20 protein-coding genes are annotated in these 17,726 nt (G+C 66.8%); 5 read left to right on the forward strand and 15 right to left on the reverse strand.

The window, feature by feature from the left end:
• Positions 1-29: 29 nt before the first annotated feature.
• The 11 genes from rnt to pstS (K5L94_RS07305) all read right to left on the reverse strand — a co-directional run bounded on the left by rnt (position 30) and on the right by pstS (K5L94_RS07305) (position 9,802).
• Positions 30-680: a ribonuclease T gene (gene rnt, locus K5L94_RS07255; protein WP_006428023.1), complete on the reverse strand. Its 651-nt coding sequence runs from the start codon at positions 678-680 to the stop codon at positions 30-32.
• Between the two features lie 242 nt (positions 681-922).
• Entirely contained in the window at positions 923-1,444 is a 522-nt protein-coding gene (locus K5L94_RS07260) for an HvfX family Cu-binding RiPP maturation protein (protein WP_053449240.1), read from the reverse strand.
• Positions 1,444-2,223 carry an HvfC family RiPP maturation protein gene (locus K5L94_RS07265; protein ID WP_274512372.1) on the reverse strand — a complete coding sequence of 260 codons (780 nt, stop codon included), beginning with the start codon at positions 2,221-2,223 and terminating at the stop codon, positions 1,444-1,446. Before K5L94_RS07265 ends, K5L94_RS07260 begins: the two co-directional genes overlap by 1 nt.
• A complete protein-coding gene (locus tag K5L94_RS07270) occupies positions 2,216-3,091 on the reverse strand; it encodes an HvfB family MNIO-type RiPP peptide maturase (protein WP_053449242.1) in 876 nt (291 codons plus the stop codon). The genes K5L94_RS07265 and K5L94_RS07270 overlap by 8 nt, the downstream gene beginning before the upstream one ends.
• On the reverse strand, positions 3,078-3,434 hold the full coding sequence (locus K5L94_RS07275) for a hypothetical protein (RefSeq protein WP_274512373.1): 357 nt from the start codon (positions 3,432-3,434) through the stop codon (positions 3,078-3,080). The genes K5L94_RS07270 and K5L94_RS07275 overlap by 14 nt, the downstream gene beginning before the upstream one ends.
• A 227-nt stretch (positions 3,435-3,661) precedes the next feature.
• Positions 3,662-4,369: a phosphate signaling complex protein PhoU gene (gene phoU, locus K5L94_RS07280; RefSeq protein ID WP_008265615.1), complete on the reverse strand. Its 708-nt coding sequence runs from the start codon at positions 4,367-4,369 to the stop codon at positions 3,662-3,664.
• A 76-nt stretch (positions 4,370-4,445) separates the two neighbouring features.
• Positions 4,446-5,276, reverse strand: a complete 831-nt coding sequence (gene pstB, locus K5L94_RS07285) for a phosphate ABC transporter ATP-binding protein PstB (RefSeq protein ID WP_005408788.1) — start codon at positions 5,274-5,276, stop codon at positions 4,446-4,448.
• Positions 5,277-5,295: 19 nt separating this feature from the next.
• On the reverse strand, positions 5,296-6,159 hold the full coding sequence (gene pstA, locus K5L94_RS07290; RefSeq protein WP_006428262.1) for a phosphate ABC transporter permease PstA: 864 nt from the start codon (positions 6,157-6,159) through the stop codon (positions 5,296-5,298).
• The gene (pstC, locus tag K5L94_RS07295; RefSeq protein WP_008267250.1) at positions 6,159-7,127 is read right to left on the reverse strand and encodes a phosphate ABC transporter permease subunit PstC; all 969 of its coding nucleotides are present in this window, start codon (positions 7,125-7,127) and stop codon (positions 6,159-6,161) included. Before pstC ends, pstA begins: the two co-directional genes overlap by 1 nt.
• Positions 7,128-7,209: 82 nt before the next feature.
• Positions 7,210-8,298, reverse strand: coding sequence for a phosphate ABC transporter substrate-binding protein PstS (pstS, locus tag K5L94_RS07300; protein WP_049458236.1), 1,089 nt, complete (start codon positions 8,296-8,298; stop codon positions 7,210-7,212).
• A 487-nt stretch (positions 8,299-8,785) separates the two neighbouring features.
• Positions 8,786-9,802 (reverse strand): phosphate ABC transporter substrate-binding protein PstS, encoded by a 1,017-nt coding sequence (gene pstS / locus K5L94_RS07305; RefSeq protein ID WP_008267138.1) that lies wholly within the window; start codon positions 9,800-9,802, stop codon positions 8,786-8,788.
• A 497-nt stretch (positions 9,803-10,299) separates the two neighbouring features.
• On the opposite strand from pstS (K5L94_RS07305), the gene K5L94_RS07310 reads away from it, so the two are divergent.
• Complete coding sequence (locus K5L94_RS07310) at positions 10,300-11,532, forward strand: porin (protein ID WP_053449245.1); 1,233 nt, start codon at positions 10,300-10,302, stop codon at positions 11,530-11,532.
• Between the two features lie 79 nt (positions 11,533-11,611).
• Here the strand turns inward: K5L94_RS07310 and nth are convergent, their stop codons facing one another.
• From nth to K5L94_RS07325, 3 genes are read right to left on the reverse strand one after another with little or no spacing between them, the layout of a single operon-like run.
• A complete protein-coding gene (gene nth / locus K5L94_RS07315; RefSeq protein ID WP_053449246.1) occupies positions 11,612-12,304 on the reverse strand; it encodes an endonuclease III in 693 nt (230 codons plus the stop codon).
• Complete coding sequence (locus K5L94_RS07320) at positions 12,304-12,657, reverse strand: hypothetical protein (protein ID WP_164086143.1); 354 nt, start codon at positions 12,655-12,657, stop codon at positions 12,304-12,306. Before K5L94_RS07320 ends, nth begins: the two co-directional genes overlap by 1 nt.
• A gap of 4 nt (positions 12,658-12,661) precedes the next feature.
• On the reverse strand, positions 12,662-13,444 hold the full coding sequence (locus K5L94_RS07325; RefSeq protein ID WP_274512374.1) for an enoyl-CoA hydratase/isomerase family protein: 783 nt from the start codon (positions 13,442-13,444) through the stop codon (positions 12,662-12,664).
• A gap of 167 nt (positions 13,445-13,611) precedes the next feature.
• Between K5L94_RS07325 and K5L94_RS07330 the strand changes: the two genes are divergently transcribed.
• From K5L94_RS07330 to K5L94_RS07340, 3 genes are all read left to right on the forward strand, one after another.
• A complete protein-coding gene (locus K5L94_RS07330; RefSeq protein WP_005408797.1) occupies positions 13,612-14,313 on the forward strand; it encodes an FKBP-type peptidyl-prolyl cis-trans isomerase N-terminal domain-containing protein in 702 nt (233 codons plus the stop codon).
• A 102-nt stretch (positions 14,314-14,415) separates the two neighbouring features.
• Complete coding sequence (locus tag K5L94_RS07335; RefSeq protein ID WP_274512375.1) at positions 14,416-15,228, forward strand: CoA pyrophosphatase; 813 nt, start codon at positions 14,416-14,418, stop codon at positions 15,226-15,228.
• Complete coding sequence (locus tag K5L94_RS07340) at positions 15,225-16,127, forward strand: sulfurtransferase (RefSeq protein WP_274512376.1); 903 nt, start codon at positions 15,225-15,227, stop codon at positions 16,125-16,127. Before K5L94_RS07335 ends, K5L94_RS07340 begins: the two co-directional genes overlap by 4 nt.
• A gap of 330 nt (positions 16,128-16,457) precedes the next feature.
• Here the strand turns inward: K5L94_RS07340 and K5L94_RS07345 are convergent, their stop codons facing one another.
• Positions 16,458-17,024, reverse strand: a complete 567-nt coding sequence (locus K5L94_RS07345) for an N-acetylmuramoyl-L-alanine amidase (RefSeq protein WP_274512377.1) — start codon at positions 17,022-17,024, stop codon at positions 16,458-16,460.
• A 72-nt stretch (positions 17,025-17,096) separates the two neighbouring features.
• Here K5L94_RS07345 and K5L94_RS07350 point away from each other — a divergent pair, with 72 nt between their 5' ends.
• Positions 17,097-17,624: an alpha/beta hydrolase gene (locus K5L94_RS07350; RefSeq protein WP_274512378.1), complete on the forward strand. Its 528-nt coding sequence runs from the start codon at positions 17,097-17,099 to the stop codon at positions 17,622-17,624.
• Positions 17,625-17,726: the final 102 nt, after the last annotated feature.

Below are 17,726 nucleotides of genomic sequence, written 5' to 3' on the forward strand. Positions count from 1 at the left end.
GCGTGGATGCGGTTGCGCCGTTGGCTGTCTTAGCGCGGCCAGGCGTTGGCAATCGTGCAGAACAAGCGCGCCGTCTGCTCGGTGTCGTACACCGCGCTGTGCGCTTCATTCGCGTCCCAGCCCAGTCCGGCGGCCGTAGCCGCACGCGCCAGCACGGTCTGCCCGTAGGCGATGCCGGCCAGGGTGACCGTGTCGAACACGCTGAACGGATGGAACGGATTGCGCTTGTGGCCGGTGCGCGCCACGGCCGCATTGACGAAACCGAGGTCGAAATGGGCGTTGTGGCCGACCAGGATCGCGCGCTGGCACCCGTACTTCTTCATCGCGGCACGCACCGGGACGAAGATATGGTCCAGTGCCGCTTTCTCTTCCTTGGCCAGACGGAACGGGTGGTCGAGGATGATGCCGGTCACTTCCAGCGACTTTGGATCGATCTCCAGGCCCTCGGCCGGCACCACGTGTGCGCTGGCGGTCTGGCCGGGGTAGAGCAGGCCGTTCTCGTCCATCTCGATCGGCACGGCGGCGATTTCCAGCAGGGCATTGCGCTGGCTGTCGAAACCGCCGGTTTCCACATCGACCACCACCGGCAGGAAGCCGCGGAAGCGTTGTGACATCGCGCGCTGCGCCTGGGGAACTGCGGAATCGGGAGCGGCGGCAGGTGCGGGAGTGGGGTCAGTCATGCGTGAATTCTAGCAGAGCGCCCCCGAGCGCCCGGCTGGCCTGTGGCGCACGGGTTCCCTGCGCAGGAGCGTGTCGACCAAGGTCGACACCCACCGGAGCACCACACCACCAGGTTCCCGGCAGGTGCCAACCCCTGAAACCCGGCAGGTGCCAACCTCTGGAACCCGGTAGGTGCCAACCTCTGGAACCCGGTAGGTGCCAACCTTGGTTGGCACAGAGCGCGCCGGACCCCGGTCAGCGCCTACCGGGCCGCGGGCCGGACCGTCATGCCCGATGGAAACCACCGCGACAACCACGCATCCACGCTCAGCTTGCCGGCACCGGTGAAGATCAACGGCAGCAGCATCGCCATGAACAGCACCGGCAGTTTGAAGTTGCCGAAGCCCTGGTCGCTGATCGCATAGCCCATCGCAAGGTCGCCCAGCGAGTGCCATTCCATCGGCCAGTGCACGGCATAGGTTGCTACCACCGTCAGCACCAGCAGGCCGGTGGCGGCGAAACGGGTGCCGAACCCCAACAACAGGCAGGCCGCGCCGAGCAGTTCGAACCAGGTTGCCAGCTGCCAGTTCAGGGCGGGCGGTAGTTGATCGAACGGGAACGGAAAGGCGTCCTGCAGGTCGGCGAACCAGTTCTGGCCCTGCAGTTTCTCGCGGCCGGATTCGAAGAATTCCCAGGCCAGCAGCAGGCGCAGGCCGAGCGGGGCCAGCCAGGGGGCGAGACGGTCCAGCTGGCCGCGTGCGACGGCCAGGGTCGGAAGGTTCATCAGGGGATCTCCGCGGAAGGGGGGCAGGGAGGGGCGGGGAGCGGGCCGATCACGCCAGCCTGCAGGAACTGCCGCAGCAACGCGGCACCGGGTCCGGCCAGCGCGTCCTCGGCCAGCCCGTGGGCGTTGGCCAGGTGTTGCAGGTAGGCCTGGCCCTCGAGGCCGGGTTGCTCGCCGATGCTGGCCAGCAGGTACACCGCCAGCGGGCTGAGCGCGGCGAACCGCACCTCCCCATCGGCTTCGCGGCGTACCAGCAGGCCGGTCGGTTCGACTGGCGGCTGCGTTGGCGCGTCCTCGGCGCCGAGCCGATGTACCGGCCACTGGTACAGCAGCGGCCAGGCCAGCGGCGAGCGCTGCAGCGGCACCTGCAGCGGATCGATGTCTGCCGCGGGCGGCAGGGGCTCGGCGGCCAGCTGGTACAGCGCGGTTTCCACCCACTCGTAGTGGGCCAGCTCGGCCAGTGCCGGATGCGGCAGCTGCGGCCGTGCCTGCAGCCATTGCACGAACTCGGCGGCCAGCTCGGTGAACAACGGCGTCTGGCAGCGATGCGTGGCGAAGTACTGGCGCACCAGCGCGCTCCAGGCGGGTTCGCCGAGCAGGCGCACGCAGACCGGGAAACCGTTGCTCAACAGGCCGAGCAGATTGTTGAACAGCAGCCGTTGGTAGACCGCCACGCGACGCGGTTCCAGGCCTGCCGGCGCGGCCACCGCCTGCGGGTCGCGCAGGTGCGCGGTGAAGGCATGCTGCTGTGCACGCAGGGAATCGGGAGCCTCAGCCATGACCGCCACCGGCGTGCGTGGCCTGCAGGCGGCGGATGGTCTGCAGCTCGCCCTGCAGTTCGGCATAGGGCGGGAAATTGAAGTCGCGTTCGAGCAGGGTCGGGCGCGCGCCGATGCGCGCATAGGTACGCGCCAGCAGCTCCCAGACCGGATCGATCACCGCACTGCCGTGGGTATCGATCTTCAGGTCGGGTGCTTCATCCAGGTGCCCGGCCACGTGCAGGCAGACGATGCGTTCGGCGGGCAGCCCAGCAATGAAGGCGTCGGCATCGTAGCCGTGGTTGCAGGCGTTGACGTAGACGTTGTTGACGTCCAGCAGCAGGTCGCAGTCGGCTTCTGCAAGCACGGCGTTGGTGAAGGCCAGTTCGTCCATGGCTGGCTCCGGTGCCAGGTAGTAGGACACGTTCTCCACCGCGATGCGTCGGCCCAGCAGGTCCTGCACGCGGGCGATGCGCGCCGCGGTATGGCGCACCGCTTCATCGGTGAAGGGGATCGGCAGCAGGTCGTACAGGTGGCCGTCGTCGCTGCAGTAGCTCAGGTGCTCGCTGTACAGCGGCACGCGATGGGTCTCGAGGAACTGGCCGACCTGCTCCAGCAGCTGGGTATCCAGTGGCGCACTGCCACCCAGCGACAATGACAGGCCGTGGCAGCTCAGCGGGTGGCGCTGCGCCAGTTCGGCCAGCGCGTCGCCGGCGGGCCCACCGACATGGATCCAGTTTTCCGGCGCGCATTCGAGGAAATCGAAGTCGCCGGCCGGTGCATCACGCAGATCCTGCAGCAGCGCCCGGCGCAGGCCCAACCCGGCGGCCGCCGCGCGAAGCGGCGACCGCGGGTGGACGATGCTGGCGCGGACGTCAGTGCTTGCCACCGCACTTGCCTTCGCCGCACTTGCCTTCAGCCGACTTCTTGTCGCCGGTCTTGGCCTTGGCACCGGCGGCAGCACCGGCAGCCTTGCCCTTGTCGGCGCCGCACTTGCCTTCAGCACTCTTGCCGTCGGCGCCACACTTGCCTTCGGCGTGCTTGATCGCGTCGGCGGCCATCTTGGTATCGGCGGCCTTGGCATCGGTGCTGGCCTTGGCAGCCTGGCCGGCCACCAGGTAGCCCTGGGCGAGGTCGCTCATGCTCAGGGCCGAGGCACTGGCGGTCATGCCCAGGCCGGCGGCCAGGGCGGTAGCAGTCAGCAGGGACAGGGTCTTGTTGGAACTGCTCATCGGTCGTGCTCCTGGGTGGTGTGGGCGGGTGCCCGGGTGGCCGGCAGGGGTGCCGGTGGAAACGATGGTGCAGCGATCCTACTCAACGAATCCTCGCCAAGACCTCAAATTTTCGTGAGGTTTGTTACAGAAGGGGAGACCGGTGGCCGGAATGCCCAGAAACAAGAAGGCCGCTGTCGCAAGGACAGCGGCCACCATGGAGTCAACTCACGTGTTGCAGTGCAGCGTCAGGGCTGGCCGGTGCTGGAGGTCTCGTCGCGCTTTTCGCGCGGCGGCAGCGGCTGCTCGCCGTGCACCAGGAACCACACGTTCTCGGCGATGTTGGTGGCGTGGTCGCCCACGCGCTCCAGGTTCTTGGCCATGAACAGCAGATGGGTGCACGGAGTGATGTTGCGCGGGTCTTCCATCATGTAGGTCAGCAGCTCGCGGAACAGCGCGGTGTACTGCGCGTCCAGGCGGGCGTCGTCCTCACGCAGCGCCAGTGCGGCGTCGGCGTCGTTGTCGCGGTAGGCGGCGATGGCGCGGCGCACCTGCTGCGCGGCCAGGCGGCCCAGCGCACGCAGGCCCTGGATCTGGGGCAGCGGCGGTACCTTGCCCAGTGCGATCGAACGCTTGGCGACATTGGCCGCGTAGTCGCCGATGCGCTCGATGTCGGCCGGGATGCGCAGGCCGGCCAGGATCTCGCGCAGGTCGCGGGCCATCGGCCCGCGCAGCGCCAGGCGCATCACGTCGTGGCTGATCTGCTGTTCCAGCGCGTCGATGGCTTCATCGTTGGCGATGATGCGATGGGCGGCGTTCTCGTCGCGCTTCTCGATCACGTCCATCGCTGCTTCGAGCTGGGCGACGGCCATCTCGCCCATGCGCACGATTTCGGCCACCAGGCGCTGCTGCTCTTCGTCGTAGCTCTTGACGATGTGGTCGTTGGGAAGGTTCATGGTTGTTCCACTCTGTAGAGTCGAGCCATGCTCGACTGCCGTTGTCTGTAGAGTCGAGCCACGCTCGACTGACGTTTCAGCCGAAGCGACCGGTGATGTAGTCCTCGGTCTGCCGCTGCGACGGCTGCGAGAAGATTACTTCGGTGCGGTCGTGCTCGATCAGGTCGCCCAGGTACATGAAGGCGGTGTAGTCGGACACGCGCGCGGCCTGCTGCATGTTGTGGGTGACGATGACGATGGTGTACTCGTGCTTGAGCTCTTCCACCAGCTGCTCGATGCGGCTGGTCGAGATCGGGTCCAGCGCCGAGGTCGGCTCGTCCAGCAGCAGCACCGACGGGCGCAGGGCCACGGCACGGGCGATGCACAGGCGCTGCTGCTGGCCACCGGACAGGCCCAGCGCGCTCTGGCCCAGCTTGTCCTTCACTTCGTCCCACAGCGCGCCCTGGCGCAGCGCCTGCTCGACGCGGTCGGCCATGTCGGCCTTGCTCAGCTTCTCGTGGTGGCGGATGCCGTAGGCCACGTTCTCGAAGATGGTCATCGGGAACGGCACCGGCTTCTGGAACACCATGCCGACCTTGCTGCGCAGGCGGTTCATCGGGTACTTCGGCGACAGGATGTTCTCGCCGTCCAGCAGCACCTCACCGCGCGCTTCCAGCTTCGGGTACAGCGCGTAGATGCGGTTGAAGATGCGCAGCAGGGTCGACTTGCCGCAACCGGACGGACCGATCAGCGCGGTCACGCGCTTTTCCGGAATCTCCAGGTTGATGCCCTTCAGGGCGTGGAACTTGTCGTAGTAGAAGTCCAGTCCACGCGCGGCCAGCTTGACCGGCGACGGCGTGTGCAGGCTCTCGTGCGAGGACGGCACGGCGATGCGCTGCATCGGCACGGCATTGGAAAGGTCGTTCATGGCGTTATCCACGGAAAGGTCAGTCATGGGAGATACGGTTGCGCAGCAGGATGCCGCGGGCGGCAAGGCTGACCAGCAACACGAAGACAGTCAGCACCAGGGCACCGGCCCAGGCCAGCACCTGCCAGGATTCATACGGGCTGCCGGCGAACTGGTTCATCACCACCGGCACCGAGGCCATCGGCTGGAAGATGTTGTTGTTCCAGTACTGGTTGCCGAAGGCGGTGAACAGCAGTGGGGCGGTTTCGCCGGAAATGCGCGCCAGCGCCAGCAGGATGCCGGTGATGATGCCGGCCGACGCGCTGCGGTACAGCACCTGCACGATCACCTTCCACTGCGGGATGCCCAGCGAAAGCGCGGCTTCGCGCATCTGCGAAGGCACCAGGCGCAGCATTTCGTCGGTGGTGCGCACCACCACCGGCAGCACGATGAAGGCCAGCGACAGCGCACCGGCGAATGCCGAGAAGTTGCCGCCGGTCTGCATCACGTACAGGGTGTAGACGAACAGGCCGAGCACGATCGACGGCGCCGACAGCAGGATGTCGTTGACGAAGCGGACCACGGTGCCGGCCTTGCGGGCGTTGCCGTACTCGGCCAGCCAGGTACCGGCCAGCACGCCCAGCGGGGTGCCGATGCCGATCGCCAGCGCACACATCACGGCGCTGCCGAAGAAGGCGTTGGCAAGACCGCCTTCCTGCATCGGCGGCGGCGTCATCTTGGTGAACAGATCCAGGTTGATGCCGGCCAGGCCCTTGGAGGCCAGGGTGAACAGGATCCAGCCCAGGAAGAACAGGCCGAACAGGGCGGTGGCGCAGGACGCGGTGATGGCAACGACATTGCCGATGCGGCGGCGCAGGTACAGCGAATCAGCTGTGGTGGACATCAGTTGCCCTCCTTGCGGGACAGGCGCATCAGCATCAGGCGGGCGATGGCCAGCACCACGAAGGTGACGATGAAGAGGACGAAGCCGAGCAGCAGCAGGGCCGAGCGGTAGGTTTCAGTGGCCTCGCCGAAATCGTTGGCGATCAGCGCGGCGATGGTGGTGCCCGGCTCCAGCAGCGACGGCGACAGGCGCACGCTGTTGCCGATCACGAAGGCCACTGCCATCGTTTCACCCAGGGCGCGGCCGAGGCCGAGGAAGATGCCGCCGATCACCGCCGAGCGGGTGTAGGGCAGCACGATGTCCCAGCTCACTTCCCACTTGGTGGAGCCCAGCGCGTAGGCCGACTCCTTCAGGCGGGTCGGCACGGTCAGGAATACTTCGCGCATCACCGAAGAGATGAATGGAATGACCATGATGGCCAGCACGAAACCGGCGGTGAGCATGCCGATGCCCAGCGGCGGGCCCTGGAACATCGGGCCGATGATCGGCCACTCGCCCAGGGTTTCGTTGAGGAACGGGGTGACGTACTCGGTCATCACCGGCACCAGCACGAACAGGCCCCACATGCCGTAGATGATCGAGGGGATGCCGGCCAGCAGTTCGATGGCGGTACCGACCGGGCCACGCAGCCAGCGCGGCGCGACTTCGGTGAGGAAGAAGGCGATGCCGAAGCTGACCGGCACGGCGATGACCATTGCGATCAGCGCGGTGACCAGGGTGCCGTAGATCGGGGCGAGGGCGCCGAACTTGTTTTCGACCGGATTCCAGTCGGCGGAGAAGAAGAAGCTCAGGCCCTGCATCTGCAGGGCATGGCGGCCGCCCCACAGCATCGACAGCGCGGCGCAGGCCAGGGCGATCAGGACGAAGATGACGGTGCCGACCAGCACCCATCGGAACAGTTTGTCGTTGCGGGCATCACGCGCATCACGCGTGGACGGGGCGGCTACAGGCTGGGCGATGGCATTCATGGGGACGGCTGGGCCAGGAAGGGGCGGGGCGGCATGGCGTGGAAGCAGCGGTGCCCGCGCGGGGCGGGCACCGTCGTAACCATCACTTCAGGTCGGTCGCCCAGTAGGCCTCGATCTGCTTGACCAGTTCGGCCGGCAGCGGCACGTAGTGCAGCTCGTTGGCCTGGGCCTGGCCGTTCTCGAAGGCCCACTTGAAGAAGGCCAGGGTGTCCTGGTTGCGCTTGGCGTCCTTCGGCTGCTTCTGCATCAGCATGAAGTTGGTGGCGGTGATCGGCCACGCCTGGTCGCCCGGGGCATTGGTGATGACCAGGTTGAAGTCCTTGGCGCTGGCCCAGTCGGCGCTGGCGGCCGCGGCGGCGAAGGTCTCCGCGCTCGGCTCGACCCAGTTGCCGGCCGCGTTCTGCATGGCGGTGTACGGCATGCCGTTCTGCAGCGCGTAGGCCAGTTCGACGTAGCCGATCGAACCCTTGATCTGCTTCACGTAGGACGCGACGCCTTCATTGCCCTTGCCACCCACGCCGTCCGGCCACTGCACCGAGGTGCCTTCGCCGACCTTGGCCTTCCAGTCCGGGCTGACCTTGGACAGGTAGTTGGAGAAGTTGAAGGTGGTGCCCGAACCATCCGAACGGTGGACCAGGGTGATCTTGCCGTCCGGCAGCTTCACGCCCGGGTTGGCGGCGACGATGGCCGGATCGTTCCAGGTCTTGACCTTGCCCAGGAAGATGTCGGCCAGCAGGGCGCCGCTCAGGCGCAGCTTGCCGCCTTCCAGGCCTTCGATGTTGACCACCGGCACCACGCCGCCGATGGCGGACGGGAACTGGGCCAGGCCGGCCTGGGCCAGCTCTTCGCTGCTCAGCGGCTTGTCCGAGGAACCGAAGTCGACGGTGCCGGCCTTGATCTGGGCGATGCCGCCGCCGGAGCCGATCGACTGGTAGTTGATTTTGGCACCGGTGCTGGCGTTGTAGTCAGCCGACCACTTGGAGACCAGCGGGAAGATGAAGGATGCGCCCGCGCCGGAGACCTCGGCGGTCACCTTGGCACCGGCAGCGGCCGGAGCGGCAGCACCGTCGGCAGCCGGCTGCTGTGCGGCCTGCTTGTCGCCACCGCAGGCCGACAGGCCCAGGGCGATGGCCAGGGAAAGGGCGGCAAGGCCGGCCGAGTGCAGTTTCATGGTCACTCCATAGCGGGGAAGAGCCGACGGGGTCGGCGGATGCGGCTATGAAATGATGTTTTTGTTACAGCCGTATTACGACCATGACAGAGGTGTCCTGGATCACGTTCCGACAAGGGTTTCACAGGGTCGGCCACGATCCGGGAGACCCCCGCAGACCCCGGATCTGCGCACGGTATGACCGGCGGATGGCCTCCGTAGCGTCGAGCTTGCTCGACTGCTCCATGCTCTCGGTAGGTGCGGACCGTTGGTCCGCACACTTCAGCACCCAGCCGAGTCCTTGGCCCTTCGTAGAGTCGAGCTTGCTCGACTAGGGCCGACCAGGAGCAGTCGAGCAAGCTCGACTCTACCCACCCGGGGCAGTCGAGCAAGCTCGACGCCACCGGCAAACGAGAAAGGCGCGAGATCTCGAGGATCTCGCGCCCGGGTGGGATCGGCGGGGGAGAGAGGACCCGCCGATCCCGTTCCTGCGGGGGAACGCGCTTGCTTACTTCAGGTTCTGCGACCAGTAGGTCTCGATCTGGCGGACCAGGCTGTCCGGCAGCGGCACGTAGTCCAGCTGGCGGGCCTGGGCGTCGCCGCTCTTGTAGACCCAGCGGAAGAACTCCTGGGTGGCCTTGCCGTTGGCAGCATTCTTCGGCTTCTTGTGCACCAGGATGAAGTTGGTGGCGGTGATCGGCCAGGACTCGGCGCCCGGGGCGTTGGTCATCACCAGGTAGAAGTCCTTGGCGCTGGCCCAGTCGGCGCTGGCGGCAGCGGCGGCGAACGAGGCGTCGCTCGGCTGCACGAACTTGCCGGCGGCATTCTTCATCGCGGTGTACGACAGCTTGTTCTGCAGTGCGTAGGACAGTTCGACGTAGCCGATGCCGCCCTTGATCTGCTTCACGTAGGCAGCAACGCCTTCGTTGCCCTTGCCGCCGATGCCGGCCGGCCACTGGACCGAGGTGCCTTCACCGACCGAGCTCTTCCACTCCGGGCTGACCTTGGACAGGTAGTTGACGAAGTTGAAGGTGGTGCCCGAACCGTCCGAACGGTGCACGACGGTGATCTTGGCGCTCGGCAGGGTCAGGCCCGGGTTCAGCGCGGCGATGGCCGGGTCGTTCCAGGTCTTGATCTTGCCCAGGAAGATGTTGGCCAGCACGGTGCCGTCCAGCTTCAGCGCGCCCGGAGCGATGCCGGCCACGTTGACCACCGGCACCACGCCGCCGATCACCGACGGGAACTGGGCCAGGCCCGAAGCAGCCAGTTCTTCCGGCTTCAGCGGGGCGTCGGACGAGCCGAAATCAACGGTCTTGGCCTTGATCTGGGCGATACCACCGCCGGAGCCGATCGACTGGTAGTTGACCTTGTTGCTGGTGGCGGCGTTGTAGTCGGCCGACCACTTCGACATCACCGGGTAGATGAACGAGGCGCCCGCGCCGGTGATTTCAGCGGCGTTGGCGGCGAACACGGACGACGCTGCGAAGACGGCAACGGCAACGCGCGACTTGAAGGCGTGGATCACGGGGTGGCTCCTGGGTTGATTGGGATGCGGGGTTACCCGCCCGGTGCACATTCCATAACGGTTCGATGACAGCGCAGGGACCGTTGTATGACGCATCCATTACAGCGCTGCCCGGCGCCTGTGCGGCAGGGGCGTGAAGGAACGACGCACCCGTTGTGACCCCTTTCTATATGTCGCTGACGGCCTGTCCGATGCATGTGTGCTCCGGGCATTCCGCAGCGATCCGGCGTTTTTCGTGCGCAACCGGGCGGCAGGTGGATGCCGCGCGGCGGGCGGCCTGCGCGTCGACCCCGATACATCACGCCATATGCCGCAAGGGATCGACAAGGATGGCGCGACAAATGCGTCGTACGCATGACCGCACGAAGAAATCTGTGGTTGGTGCTCAGGTTGTCATTCGGCTGTCATGGTTTTAACGGAATGTTCGCAAAACGCTTGACCGGCCTGCCGGCGTGGCGTTCTGCCCAAGCCATTCCAACCCTCTGGAGAAATCCAAAATGCGTTCCCATTTGCTCGCCGCCGCGGTCGTTGCAAGCCTCGGTCTGGTTTCCGCCGACGCCTTCGCAGCTCCCGCCAGCACGGGCGTATCCCAGGCACAGCTGCAGCAGCTGCAGGCGCAGATCGCTGCTCTGCAGGCCCAGGTCCAGCAGCTGCAGAGCGACTCGCAGGCGCTGCAGGCGCAGTCCGACGCGCAGTCCGAAGTGAACATCACCCAGGCCCAGGCCCTGGAAGGTGCACAGAAGACCCAGACCAGCGTCGACAAGCTGGCCAAGCTGGTCAATGACAACAAGATCGGCGGTCGCATGTTCTTCGACCTGACCAACATCGACAAGACCAGCAACGGCAAGGACACCGCCGCCAGCGGCACCGGTCTGGACGTCAAGCGCTTCTACCTGACCGTCGACCACAAGTTCAACGACATCTGGTCGGCAAACCTGACCACCGACTTCCAGTACAGCTCGGCCATCGGCAATACCGAACTGTTCGTCAAGAAGGCTTACGTGCAGGGCAGCTTCGACCCGGCCTTCAACCTGCGCGTCGGTGCCGCCGACATGCCGTGGATCCCGTACGTCGAGAAGTTCTACGGCATGCGTTATGTCGAGAACACCCTGACCGATCGCCTGAAGTACGGCAACTCGTCCGACTGGGGCCTGCATGGCTTCGGCAACCTGGGCAACAACTTCAACTACGCCGTCTCGGTCGTGTCCGGCGCCGGCTACAAGAACCCGACCCGCAGCAAGGGCATGGACGTGGAAGGCCGCGTGGCCTACACCCCGAACGAGAACTTCGTGGTCGCCGTCGGTGGCTACAGCGGCAAGCTGGGCAAGGAAACCGACATCCAGAGCGCCGAGAACACCTACACCCGCGCCAACGCGATGGTGGCCTACGCCGACAGCAACTTCCGCGTCGGTGGTGAGTACTTCCAGGCCAAGAACCTCAACAACGTGCTGACCGTTGCCACCGACAAGACCAGCGGCTGGTCGGTGTGGGGCAGCGTGCGCGTCACCGACGGCGGCATCAACGTGTTCGGTCGTTACGATGACACCGACGTCAGCAAGACCCTGGACCCGACCCTGAGCGACAAGTACTGGAACGTCGGTGTCGAGTTCCCGGTCATGAAGAACCTCAAGCTGTCGACCGTGTACAAGTACACGCACCTGGCCAACGCCGGCGACAAGAAGAACGACAAGACCAAGGAATTCGGCGTCTGGGGCGACCTGTCGTTCTGATCACCTCAAACACAGTGTCTGAAATCGAGACGGCGGGCCTGGTGCCCGCCGTCTTCGTTTCGTCACAACACGGTCCGCGTCACGCTTCGGCCGTGGTCTTGTCCTTGAACCGGCACAGGTCGGCAATCACGCAGCCCGGGCAATCCGGCTTGCGCGCCTTGCACACATAGCGGCCGTGCAGGATCAGCCAGTGATGCGCGTCGAGCAGGAACTCGGCCGGAATCGCCTTCACCAGTTTGTCTTCCACCTCGCGCACGTTCTTGCCGGGGGCCAGCCCGGTGCGGTTGGCCACGCGGAAGATATGCGTATCCACCGCCATCACCGGCTCGCCGAACGCCGTGTTGAGCACCACGTTGGCGGTCTTGCGGCCGACGCCGGGCAGCGCCTCCAGCGCATCGCGGTCACGCGGCACTTCGCCGCCATGCTTCTCCAGCAGGATCGCGCAGGTGGCGATCACGTTCTTCGCCTTGGCGTTGAACAGGCCGATGGTGGCGATGTACTGCTTCAGGCCGTCCTCGCCCAGCGCGAGGATCTTCGCCGGCGTGTTGGCCACCGGGAACAGGCGGCGCGTGGCCTTGTTGACGCCGACGTCGGTGGCCTGTGCCGACAGCGCCACCGCCACCAGCAGTTCGAACGGCGAGCTGTATTCCAGTTCGGTCTTCGGGTGCGGATTGAGTTCGCGCAGGCGGGTGAACATTTCCACCACGTCGGCACGCGGCATCACGCCGCCACGGCGCGCCGGTGCGCGCGCGGTCTTCTTCACCGTGGCCATTACTGCTCCTTGCCGGTGGCGCGGGCCTTGGCCCGGGCGAGGATGGCCGCCGCTGCCGCGGGCAGGGCCGGCTTCACGTCCGGCGCCGGGGCCGGTGTCCGGCGTGCGTCGCGTTCGGCCTCTCGGCGTGCCAGCCGCACCGCACGGGCGCGGTAGCGTTCGCGCGCGGCCCACGCGGCGTGCAGTTGCTGCTGGGCCTGCTGCAGGCGCTGCGGCAACTCGGGGTGGCCGGGCAGCAACTGTTCGTCGCCGGCACGGGCGACATAGTCCATCAGCCCGGCCTGCAGGGCGCCATCGAGATCGTCTGCCTGGACCCGGGCGAACAGTTGCGCGGGGTTGGGTCGGGATGCCATGGCGTCAGCGGTTCTGGAAGGCGGGCGGACGGCGCTGCAGGAAGGCACTGGTGCCTTCGCGCATGTCCTCGGTGGCGAACAGAAGGCCGAACTGTGCGCTTTCGTACTCCAGGCCCGCTTCCAGGCTGCACTCGCCGCCCACGTGCACCGCATCGAGCAGGCCACGCAGGGCCAGCGGCGCCGAACGTGCCAGCTGGCGGGCCACGTCCTGCACGCGGCTGTCCAGCGCGTCGGCGGGCACCACCTCGTTGACGATGCCCAGTTCCAGCGCACGTGCTGCATTGACCGGTGCACCCAGCAGGCACAGCTCCAGGGTGGCGGCACGGCCGCACAGGCGCAGCAGGCGCTGGCTGCCACCGAAGCCCGGGATCAGGCCGAGGTTGATTTCCGGTTGGCCGACCTTGGCGGTATCGGCGGCGATGCGCAGGTGGCAGGCCATCGCCAGTTCCAGGCCGCCACCCAGCGCAAAACCATTCACGCGCGCGATGACCGGCTTGGGCATGCGTTCGATCTGGCGCATCAGGCCCTGGCCGAGCAGCGAGAAATCACGTCCCTGAACGGCGCTGAGCGTGTTCATCTCGGCGATATCGGCGCCGGCCACGAAGGCCTTGGGGCCGGCGCCGGTCAGCACCATCACGCGTACCTCCGGGTCGGCGGCGGCGGCGCTGAACGCCTCGGCCAGGGCCTGCAGGGTCGCGGCATTCAGGGCGTTGAGCTTGTCCGGGCGCTGGACGGTCACGGTGCGGATGGCGCCGTCGTCGGCGACAGCGATCAGGGCATCGGCCACGGGGAAACTCCTGGAACGTTAAAAAAAAGTGAGATTGAACTCCGCGAACGCAGACGGGTCATAGCCTGCATCGTGAGTAGCGGTTACACGTTGCGCCCGTTATCCTAACCCGTCGCCTCAGGGCGGCGCAGAACGTCCCTGAGTTACCACCCCTGGAGAACTGTTTGATGAAGTTGCGTTCTATCGCGGTCGCCGTCGCGGCCCTGGCCCTGACGGGCAATGCCTTCGCCCAGGACGTTTCGTCCGAAAAGGGCAAGCTGAGCTACTACTTCGGTTACGACTACGGCAACAACCTGGCGGAGCTGACCGGTCGCGGTGAGCAGCTGGACATCAACTCGGTGGTGAAGGGCCTGCAGGACGCCTACGCCAAGAAGCAGCCGGCGATCACCGCCGAGCAGCTGAAGCCGGCCGTTGAAGCGTTCCAGAAGCGCGAGCAGGGCCGTGCCCAGGCCGCCAAGGCCGAGTACGAAAAGGCCGCTGCCGAAAACAAGACCAAGAGCGATCAGTTCATCGCGGCGAACAAGGCCAAGGCCGGCGTGCAGTCCCTGCCGAGCGGCGTCCAGTACCGCGTGATCGAAGCCGGCAAGGGTGCCAAGCCGACCCAGGCCAGCACCGTGCAGCTGGAAGTGGCCGGTCCGTTCCCGTACGGCCAGCGTCCGACCGAAGCCCGTCCGGCCCAGCAGATCCCGTCGATCAAGGTCAGCGAAGTTGAAATGAAGGCCATGCGCGAGACCCTGCTGCAGATGCCGGCAGGCTCGAAGTGGGAAGTCACCCTGCCGCCGGACCAGGCCTACGGTGCCGATCCGCGCACCCCGTTCCCGCCGAACGTGGCTGTGCAGTTCGAGATCAAGCTGGTCAGCGTCAAGTAATATCGAAGCAGTAAACGAAACGCGCCGGTGATCCCACCGGCGCGTTTTTGTTTGTGCAGTGCCTGACGCGCAAATCCAGCCCATTCGCGCTACTGTTGCAGGGTGCAAACAACGGAAGAATCGGCGCGTGTTGTCGCAAGTCCCTGCATCGGAGTGTGCAAGCTGGATCCAGGCCGGCAGTGCACCGGCTGCGGGCGGCATCTCGACGAGATCGCAAGGTGGTCGTCGATGAGCAACGAGGAACGCAGCCGCATCCTGCATCGCGTGCAACCGCTGCGCGAACAGCTTCAGCAATCGCTGCGCGGCTCGCTGGCCGACCACGAACGCCTGATGCGCGCGCTGCATCCGCTGGCCGTGCCGCCGCTTGGCGACGGCTGGAACCGCAGTGAACTGATCGACCTCCTGCCGCCCGGCCCCCCCGTGGAAGCGGCGGTGCTGGCCGGCATCGTGCCGCGTGCCAACGGCGCACAGGTGATTCTCACCCGCCGTACCGAGACCCTGCGCACCCATGGTGGCCAGGTCGGGTTCCCCGGCGGTCGCACCGAACCGGACGACCGCGATGCACTGGCCGCTGCGCTGCGCGAGAGCCAGGAAGAAATCGCGCTGGCGCCCGGCCAGGTGCAGGCGCTGGGCTACCTGGATCCCTTCGTGACGATCACCGGTTACCGGGTCACGCCGGTGGTGGCGGCGGTGGATCCGGACTTCGTGCCGGTGCCGCAACCCAGCGAAGTGGCCGAGGTGTTCGAGGTGCCGCTGGACTACCTGATGGCTGCCGACAACCTGCGCCAGGTCGAAATCAATCATCGCGGCCGCGTCCGCCACGTCCTCGAATACGGCTGGCCGGGCCAGCGCATCTGGGGCGCGACCGCGGCCATCCTCTACAACCTGCGTCGCCGCCTGGAGCAAGTGCAATGAAGCCGATCGATCCGCCGTGGACCACCCTGGTCGATGTCGCCACCCTGGCCGCTGCATTGGGCGAGGGCGTTCGCGTGGTCGACGCACGTGCTACTGCCAGTACCGCCGTACGCGTGGTCGATGCGCGGTCCTCGCTGGCTGATCCGCAGGCGGGTAGCGGCCAGTATCTGGCGGGGCATGTTCCGGGCGCGGTATACGCCGACCTCAATCGGGACCTGTCGGATCTGACCCGCAGCGGCCACGGCCGTCATCCGCTGCCGGACAGCGATGCCTTCGCCACAAAGCTGGGCCAGTGGGGTATCGGTCCCGACACCCAGGTGGTGGTCTACGACGGCAGCGACGGCAGCATGGCCGCCTCGCGCCTGTGGTGGCTGCTGCGCCTGATCGGGCACACCAAGGTGGCTGTGCTCGATGGTGGTATCGCCGCGTGGCAGGCCGCAGGTCACGCGTTGGCAACCGGCCAGGGCGAAGTAACGGCGCTGCCGGCTTACCCGGGCCGTTTCGACACCACCCAGATCGCCAATGCCGATGAAATCAGCGCACGTCTGAAGCACGCGCCGGGCTGGCTGGTCGACGCACGCGCGGGCGAACGCTTCCGCGGCGAAGTGGAGCCGCTGGACCCGGTCGCCGGTCACGTACCCGGCGCGGTCAACCGTCCGTTTGCGTTGAACGTCGCCGACGGCCGCCTGCGTGATGCACAGGAACTGCGCGCCGAACTGCAGGGCGTGATCGGCAACCGCGATCCGCAACAGGTGGTGCTGATGTGCGGCTCTGGCGTGACGGCCTGCCATCTGCTGCTGGCGATGGAATCGGCCGGTTTGTCCGGCGCACGCATCTACGCCGATTCCTGGAGCGGTTGGGTCAGCGACAGCAGCCGCCCGGTGGCGACCGGCGCCTGAGCTCGTACCCTCGCACGCATCGCGCATGAAGCAGTCGAGCATGGCTCGACTCTACAAAGGCTCGTTCCGATCGATTCGACGTTCATCCACGCATGGCGTGGATCTACCGTGTCGACCAAGGTCGACACCCACCCACAGCAGTAGAAATCTGTCGAAGGCGGGGTGGATCCGGTTGCGGGGGCGTGAGCCGCATGGATGCGGCGACCGAGCCTACATGGACGTATTTACGGCGTCCCCCGCAACCGGACCCACCCCGCCATCCCACCGACAGCCCGCTTTTGACGTTGACGTTGACGTTGCCTCTGCGGGTGCAGGGCGCAGCCCTGCCGATCAACCCACCGACTGCAGCGGCACCTTCGCCAGAATCCTCGCCCACGGAAACAACGGCCCCGGATCACGCTTGCGCGCCACTCGCAGCGTTGGATCGTCGCTGGCCACTACCTGCTCCAGATCCAGCTGGTCGTGCCCGGCAATCCGCCGCAGCGACGGATAGTGCGCCACCAGCGCCAGCAGCAGGTGTTCCAACGCCACCAGCTGCGCCTCGGTGTACGGCTCGTCCATCGCCTGGTGGCGGCTGTCGAACCAGTGCGGGTAGCGCCCGGTGTTGACCAGCTCGATGCCCAGCGTATGCGCGTTCATGCCGCGCACGTGGTGGGCCACCCGTTCCGGTGCCACGTACTGCACCACGCGGCCGTCGCGATCGATGTAGAAGTGGCCGCTGTTGCCGGCGCCACTGTCGTACAGCACGCGCTCGCCGTACTCGCGGGCCATCGCCAGGTCGGGCAGTTCGGTGCAGTGGATCACCACCATCTCCAGCGTGGCCGGGTCGCGCAGCGGCAGGCGGTCGTGGTAGGGCAGGGGCTGCACTTGCAGGCCGGGCAGGAGCGGGTTGGGCATCCGGCGATGCTAGCATTGCGGCATGAACCTGCCTTCCCTTTCCTCATCGGCCCGCTCGCGCGGAGCGCGCGCATGAGCCGCGGCCACTGCATCCTGTCGCACGGTTTCGAGAGCGGCCCGGACGCGACCAAGGTCACCGCGCTGGCCGAGGTGGCACAACGCCTGGGCTGGACCCATGAACGCCCCGACTACACCGACCTGGACGCGATGAGCGAGGTCAGCCGGGTGGGCGACGTGCCGACCCGACTGCGCCGCCTGGTCGAGCGTGCCGCCATTGCCGCCGGGCAGGGGCCGGTGGTGCTGGCCGGCTCCAGCCTCGGTGCCTACATTTCCGCCATCGCCTCGCTGCAGGTGCCGGTGGCCGGCCTGTTCCTGATGGTGCCACCGACCACCATGGGCCCGATGCCGGCGCTGGACGCCGCCGCGGTGCCGACCACGGTGGTCCAGGCCTGGCATGACGACGTGGTCCCGGCCGCCGGAGTGATCGCCTGGGCCCAGGCGCGCTCGGCGCAGCTGTTGCTGGTCGATGATGGGCACCGCCTTGAGCACCACGTGGAGGCCTCCGCGCAGGCCTTCGAGCGCCTGCTGCGCCAGCTGTGAAGCCCGGGCGCACGGCGCGCCCGCCCGCTTTGACTACAATGGCAGCCCCGCCGCCCCCGGCGCGGGCCTGCCGGCCGTGCCTACGGCCCTCCTTTCCGACTG

It is taken from the genome of Stenotrophomonas forensis (assembly GCF_028752115.1).
GTDB lineage: Bacteria > Pseudomonadota > Gammaproteobacteria > Xanthomonadales > Xanthomonadaceae > Stenotrophomonas > Stenotrophomonas forensis.